The organism is Flintibacter muris (genome assembly GCF_943192995.1).
In the GTDB taxonomy this organism is placed as follows: domain Bacteria; phylum Bacillota; class Clostridia; order Oscillospirales; family Oscillospiraceae; genus Lawsonibacter; species Lawsonibacter muris.
In genome coordinates this window covers 23,967-30,585 of the sequence record NZ_CALPCP010000043.1, presented here as the reverse complement: position 1 = coordinate 30,585, position 6,619 = coordinate 23,967, and the positions used below count along the sequence as shown (strand labels likewise).

The 6,619-nt window shown below is 60.8% G+C and carries 6 protein-coding genes; 3 read left to right on the top strand and 3 right to left on the bottom strand.

Annotated elements, in window-relative coordinates; translation table 11 throughout:
- The first annotated feature begins 350 nt into the window (after positions 1–350).
- From NFS22_RS19910 to NFS22_RS19900, 3 genes are read left to right on the top strand one after another with little or no spacing between them, the layout of a single operon-like run.
- Entirely contained in the window at positions 351–707 is a 357-nt protein-coding gene (locus NFS22_RS19910) for a hypothetical protein (RefSeq protein ID WP_251319462.1), read from the top strand.
- Positions 708–732: 25 nt separating this feature from the next.
- On the top strand, positions 733–1,056 hold the full coding sequence (locus NFS22_RS19905) for a MetQ/NlpA family ABC transporter substrate-binding protein (protein WP_251319461.1): 324 nt from the start codon (positions 733–735) through the stop codon (positions 1,054–1,056).
- Positions 986–1,435, top strand: coding sequence for a MetQ/NlpA family ABC transporter substrate-binding protein (locus tag NFS22_RS19900; RefSeq protein WP_251319465.1), 450 nt, complete (start codon positions 986–988; stop codon positions 1,433–1,435). The genes NFS22_RS19905 and NFS22_RS19900 overlap by 71 nt, the downstream gene beginning before the upstream one ends.
- A gap of 195 nt (positions 1,436–1,630) precedes the next feature.
- Here NFS22_RS19900 and purF read toward each other — a convergent pair whose 3' ends face one another.
- From purF to glmS, 3 genes are all read right to left on the bottom strand, one after another.
- Positions 1,631–3,052 (bottom strand): amidophosphoribosyltransferase, encoded by a 1,422-nt coding sequence (gene purF / locus NFS22_RS19895; RefSeq protein ID WP_251319460.1) that lies wholly within the window; start codon positions 3,050–3,052, stop codon positions 1,631–1,633.
- Between the two features lie 440 nt (positions 3,053–3,492).
- A complete protein-coding gene (locus NFS22_RS19890) occupies positions 3,493–4,389 on the bottom strand; it encodes a LysR family transcriptional regulator (RefSeq protein WP_251319459.1) in 897 nt (298 codons plus the stop codon).
- 31 nt (positions 4,390–4,420) lie between these two features.
- Entirely contained in the window at positions 4,421–6,256 is a 1,836-nt protein-coding gene (glmS, locus tag NFS22_RS19885) for a glutamine--fructose-6-phosphate transaminase (isomerizing) (protein WP_251319458.1), read from the bottom strand.
- Positions 6,257–6,619 lie beyond the last annotated feature (363 nt).

Below are 6,619 nucleotides of genomic sequence, written 5' to 3'. Positions count from 1 at the left end.
TCCTCACCCCTTATTCCCTATTTTATCATCTTTACATGAAAAAGTCTGCCGGTAGGCAGACTTTTTCGACAAGCTGAAACACCACATGAAAATGTGGTGTTTCTCATTTTTTAGCAGAAATCAGAGAAAAGAAAAGTTGATGCTTGAGATTTCTGGAAGCGTAATTTTGAAATAACGTGAAAAAAATGCAAATCGGCCCATTTTGGGCCTTTTTGGAAGCTGGGGTGTTTCAAACTCCCGAGCGATTCCAAGCAATTTAGAAAAGAAGAAAATTAGCCGCCCTCAACCTATCGGAAACTCCCAATGAGCCGAGGGTGGCTTTTTTGTTTCAACAGAGGGGGAAAATCAATATGTCATACAGAAAAGTTTATTTTCGTATCCGAACCGAGGGCTATACCTCCGGCTGGTCAAGCGACGCCGACAGGACTGCATTCAAGGAGGAAAGCCGCCGCCTGTTCCAAGAATTGGGATGGACAGTCAAGCTGGGCAGCAACGGAGGCTGCGACACGGTGTCCAAAGACTGGCAGGACCTCTATCTGCATCCCACCAGTTTCAGCGGTGTGATGGATGAGGTCAACATCCAGCCTCTGCAAGAGCAGCTGGCGCAAGCACAAACCTTTCGCCGCTATCACGTCGACCGCTATAAGGAGTACCAGCCCCGTCTCCGGCTCAAACCCGGGCTCTGCTTCCGGCAGCACTGCCGCTGAGCCCACTGTGATCAAGGTGGGCGTAGTGGGTGCTAACAACGGGCAGTGGGACACGGTCAACAAGCTGCTGGAGGCGGACAACATCCGCTGCGAGATGGTGGAGTTTGCCAAGTACAAGCTGCCCAACAACGCCCTGGACGCTGGGGAGATCGACCTGAACGCCTTCCAGCACAAGGCCTGCCTCCAGAAGGAGATTGACGACCTGGGCTATGACATCGCCGTCCTGGGCGACACCATCGTGGCCCCCCCTGTCCCTGTACTCCGACAAGATCACCGACGTGAGCCAGTTGAAGGAGGGGGACAAGATCGCCGTGCCCAGTGCCCCCACCAACGAGGGCCGGTGCTTTAAGATCCTGGAGTCCGCCGGCCTGTTGGAGGTGGACCCCGCCGCCGGCTGCATCCCAGAGCTGAAGGACATCACCGCCAATCCCCTGAACCTGGAGTTCGTGGAGGTGGAGGCCGCTAACACCGCCAGCCTTCTGCCCGACGTGGCCGCCGCCTTTGTCAACGGGGCCCACGCCGTGGACAACGGCTTGAAGCTGGAGGATGCCGTCTACACCGAGCAGGCGAAGCCCGGCTCCGACAAGCCCTACATCAACATCGTTGCCTGCCGCACCGCCGACCTGGACAACCCGGTCTATCAGAAGGTGCTGGCCGCCTACCAGTCCCAGGAAACCGCCCAGGCCATCCGGGATATTTACCAGGGCACCTATATTCCCGCCTTTTAACTGCTGCGAGGCGGAGATCATCGCCGCCGTCCCCGGGGTCTACGCCTTTGTGGGCAGCGGAAGCGAAGCCGTTCCAGGCTCACAAATGGCCCACCATACCCCCGGCTTTGACATTGACGAGAGGTGCCTGACCATCGCCGCCAGTTTATATGTGGAGTCAGCTCTGTTTTGGCTGAGACAGGAAGCGAAAAATATCTAACTCCGCTTTTCTGACAGCTTCTGTTCAAAGCGATCCTTCCGGGTATCCATAGGAATCGGTGTGGGATACCGCCCTGTGAAACATGCGTCGCAGCAGCAGCCCTTTCCGATGAGCGCCCCCAGCTGCTCCACCGGCAGATAGCCCAGAGAGTCCGCCCCGACGATTTCGGCGATCTCCTCCACGGTGTGATGGCAGGCGATGAGGTTGTCCCGGGAGTCAATGTCGGTGCCGTAGTAGCAGGGGTTCAGGAAGGGGGGCGCGGAGATGCGGAGGTGGATTTCGCTGGCCCCAGCCTCCCGGAGCAGGCTGACGATCCGACCGCTGGTGGTCCCTCGGACGATAGAGTCGTCCACCAGTACCACCCGTTTCCCCGCCACGCTGTCCCGGACAGCGCTGAGCTTGATTTTCACCTGATCCAGCCGGTGGTCCTGTCCGGGGGCGATGAAGGTGCGGCCGATGTACTTGTTCTTAATCAGCCCAATGCCGTAGGGGATGCCGGAGGTCCGGCTGTAACCCAGGGCGGCGTCCAGCCCGGAGTCGGGCACCCCCACTACCACGTCCGCCTGGACGGGGTAGGTTTTTGCCAAAATCTCCCCGGCCCGCAGGCGGGCGGTGTGGACTGACACCCCGTCGATGACCGAGTCCGGGCGGGCGAAGTAGATGTATTCAAAGATGCAGGGGGCGGGCTCCACCTTTCCGCAGTGCTCCCGGCGGGAGACGACGCCGCCTTTGGAGAATACCAGGATTTCCCCCGGTTCCAGGTCCCGGACGAACTCCGCCCCCACGGCGGCCAGGGCGCAGCTCTCGGAGGCGGCTACATAAGTCCCATCCTCCATCTTACCATAGCACAGGGGGCGGAAGCCGTGGGGGTCCCGGGCGCAGATCAGTTTCTGGGGGGACATGAGCACCAGGGAGTAGGCCCCCTCCAGCCTGTCCATGGCGGCGCTGAGGGCGTCCTCGATGGAGGGGGTGGAAAGCCGCTCCTTGGTGACGATGTAGGCGATGATCTCGGTGTCGCTGGTACTGTGGAAGATGGCCCCGGACAGCTCCAGCGCGTCCCGGAGCCGGGCGGCGTTGCTGAGATTGCCGTTGTGGGCCAGGGCCATGCGGCCCTTCTGGTGGTTGACCTCAATGGGCTGGCAGTTGCTCCGGACCGAGGCTCCAGTGGTGCCGTAGCGGGTGTGGCCTACCGCCATAGTCCCCCGGGGCAGCCGGGCCAGCGTCTCGCGGCCGAACACCTCCCCCACCAGCCCCAGATCCTTGTGGGAGGCAAATACCCCGTCGTCGTTGACCACGATGCCGCAGCTCTCCTGCCCCCGGTGCTGGAGGGAGTAGAGGCCGTAGTAGGCCAGCCGGCCCACGTCCCCAGGCTGTGGGCTGATCACGCCAAAGACGCCACATTCCTCATGAATACTCATCGCGATGCCTCCGTGTTGTGATAAATAAATGTACCCGGCCAGCGTTTCCGCTGTCCGGGCGTTTGCTTCGGTGATGGATGGATCACACAAAGATTGGAGAGGGCAAACTCAGCGGGAGAAGGTCTTATAGTATTCCGACAGGAAATCAGCCAGCTTTTCCATTCTCAATTCCTCCTTCTGTTTGTTCGGGTATCCCGGTTAAAAGTCCATGGAGAACGACTTGTAGTAGCCGGTCAGCAGGTTGGACAGTTTCTCAAAGAATGTCTTTTTCATGGTCAGTTCCTCCACTTTCTTGTAATTTGATTTGGTTTTTCGTATCTCCCTTGGATGCTCTTATCTTAGCACAGCTCTGAGAAAAAAGGAAATACATATATCATTGCAGCTACCATATCTTTTGGATATGATAAGCCCCCGCGCACCGGCGCGGGGGCTGTCTGCTGTTATGCCTTTGACTGACGTTCCTCCAGGTAATCCTGAACATAGCGGATAAACTCCCGCGTCAGCCCGGAGGGGGCCTGTCCCTTGTTCCAGACCAGAATGTACTCCGCCTGCCGGGCGGGCTGGGTCACCACTTTGGACACCACCAGTCCGTTGGATACTCCGACCGTCTGGGGGAAGATGCTGACCCCCACCCCCTGGCTGGTCAGGGCCACCGCGTCCATGTAGTTGGACATCTCGCAGAGAATCCGAGGCTCCGCCCTGATATCCCCGAACCAGCGGCGGATGGACTCGATCCGGGATTTTCGGCTGGGGACGATAAGGGGCTCTCCCACCAGGCAGGACAGAGGGATGGCCTCTCCCGGCTCTTTGGCCAGGGGGTGGTCCGGGTGGAGCATGGCGGCCCAGGGCTCCTGACCCACAGAAAAGCCCTCCAGGTGCTCGGTGTCGTAGGGGGCGGCGATGACGGCCAGGTCGGCCAGCCCCTTGTGCAGCCGGTCCAGCACATCGTCGCTGCTGCCATTCCACAGGTTGTACCGCACCAGGGGGAACTCTTCCTGGAAGCCGGCGATCCACTGGGCGGCCAGGAAGGGGGCGCGGCCCTCCACCATGCTCAGGTAGATGGTGCCCGTCATCCCCTCCCGCAGGCTGGCAATCTCCTGCCGGGTCTTATCCGCCAGCTCCTGCATCTGGACCGCCCGGCGCAGCAGGAGGGCCCCCTCCTCGGTGAGCTCCAGGTGCCGTTTGCCTCGGATAAAGAGCTGGACCCCCAGTTCCTCCTCCAGGGCCTTGATCTGGTTGCTGAGGGGCGGCTGGCTCATATTCAGCTTTTCCGCTGCCCGGGTGATGTTCAGCTCCCGGGCCACGACGGTAAAATAGTGTAAGGTGCGCAGCTCCATGACAACCCCTCCCTGTGTCATCTCATCTGTATTATTCCACCGTCACGCTCTTGGCCAGGTTCCGGGGCTTGTCGATGTCGCAGCCCCTCATGAGGGCCACGTAGTAGGCGAAGAGCTGGAGGGGGACCACCCCCAGACAGGGGAGGAGCAGCTCGTGGATGTCGGGGATGGTCATCACCCCGTCGGCGGTTTGGGCCATCTCCTCCCTGTGGGGCCCCACAGTCAGGGCCAGCACACTGGCTCCCCGGGCCTTCACCTCCACTACGTTACTCATGGCCTTGGCGAAGAGCCTGCTGCAGGTGCCCAGAGCCACCACCAAAGTGCCGTCCTCAATCAGGCTGATGGTGCCGTGCTTCAGCTCGCCGGAGGCGTAGGCCTCCGAGTGGATGTAGCTGATCTCCTTCAGCTTCAGGGAGCCCTCCAGGCCCAGAGCGTAGTCCAGGTTGCGGCCCATGAAGAAGATGGAGTCGTGGTTGAAGTATTGGGAGGCGAAGTACTGGATGCCGTCCCGGTGGGCGAGGACCTGCTCCATCTTGTCCGGCAGATCCCGGAAGGCGGCCAACATGGCCTGGAAGTCCTCCTCTGAGACGGTGCCCAGCCGCTTCCCCAGCCACAGGGCCAGCAGGGACAGCAGGGCCAGCTGGGTGGTGTAGGCCTTGGTGGTGGCCACGGCGATCTCCGGGCCCGCCCAGGTGTAGAGAACCTGATCCGACTCCCGGGCGATGGAGGAGCCCACTACGTTGACGATGGACAGGATGTGTCCCCCCAGCCGCCGTGCCTCCCGGAGGGCGGCCATGGTGTCCAGGGTCTCCCCCGACTGGCTGATGACAATCACCAGGGTGTGCTCGTCCACGATGGGGTCCATGTACCGGAACTCGGAGCCCAGGGCCACCTCCACCGGGATGCGGGTGAGCCGCTCCAGGTGGTATTTGCCCACCATGCCCACATGGTAGCTGGAGCCGCAGGCCACGATGTAGATGCGGTTTATGCTTTTGATGTAGCAGTCGCTGAGGGAGAAATCCTCAAAGACAATTTCCCCCTCCCGGATGCGGGGAGAGAGGCACCGGCGCAGGGCCTCGGGCTGCTCCATGATCTCCTTGAACATGAAGTGCTCATACCCGCCCTTCTCGGCAGCGTCAATCGCCCAGTCTACGGTGACAATTTCTTTGCCGATGGGCTGCATTAGGTGATTGTAGCACTGAATCCCCTCCCGAGTGAGGACGGCCAGCTCCCCGTCCTCCATGTAGCCCACCTGCCGGGTGTGGCGCAGGATGGCGGTGACGTCGCTGGCGATGAAATTGCAGCCCTCGCCGTAGCCCAGAATCAGGGGGCTGTCCTTGCGCACGGCCACGATCCGGTCGGGGCAGTCGGCGCACAGGATACCCAGGGCGTAGGATCCCTGGATGCGGCGGAGCACCCGGCCCACAGCCTGGAGCAGGTCGCCGTCGTAGAAGTACTCGATAAGCTGGGCCACCGCCTCGGTGTCGGTCTCCGACACAAAGGGGACCCCCTGGGCCTGCAAAAAGCCCCTCAACTCGGCATAATTTTCGATGATCCCGTTGTGAACCACGGCGATCTTGCCGCTGCGGCTCACCTGGGGGTGGGAGTTGACGTCACTAGGGGCGCCATGAGTGGCCCAGCGGGTGTGGCCTACTCCCACGGTGCTGTCCAGGTCCACGCCGCCGTGGAGTTGGTCGGACAGCACCTGGAGCCGGCCTTTGGCCTTGTGGACGGACAGGGTGCCCGCTTGAGCGTCGAACACCGCCACTCCGGCGGAGTCGTACCCCCGGTACTCCAGCCTGGACAGCCCCTCCAGCAGAATGGGGGCGGCCTGCTCCCGCCCGATATAGCCTACAATTCCGCACATATTCAATTTTCCTCCTTTAAAATCAGGAGGGCAAACTCGCAGCCATTTGACCTCGTTCCCCGGTCACAACCCCTTTGTTTTGCGGTCGCCCGCATATTTGCTGGCTGTGTGCGCGCCCGGAGCCGGCGCGGAGGGGCATCCGCCGAAGACTTCGATCTTCCCCCCACCTCGTCGTCCTGCCCGAGGGCAGGCGCTGGCGCTTCTGATGGGCCTGTGCCCATGGCCTCCTTTCCTTCTGCGATGTATAGGATGATATGCGGCGTGCGCTCTGTCCCATACGTCCGTTTATTATAGGCCCTGCGTCCTTAAATGTAAAGAGAAACGAAAGACCTCTCTTTTCTCTTTTGAGTTGAGAAACGCTTA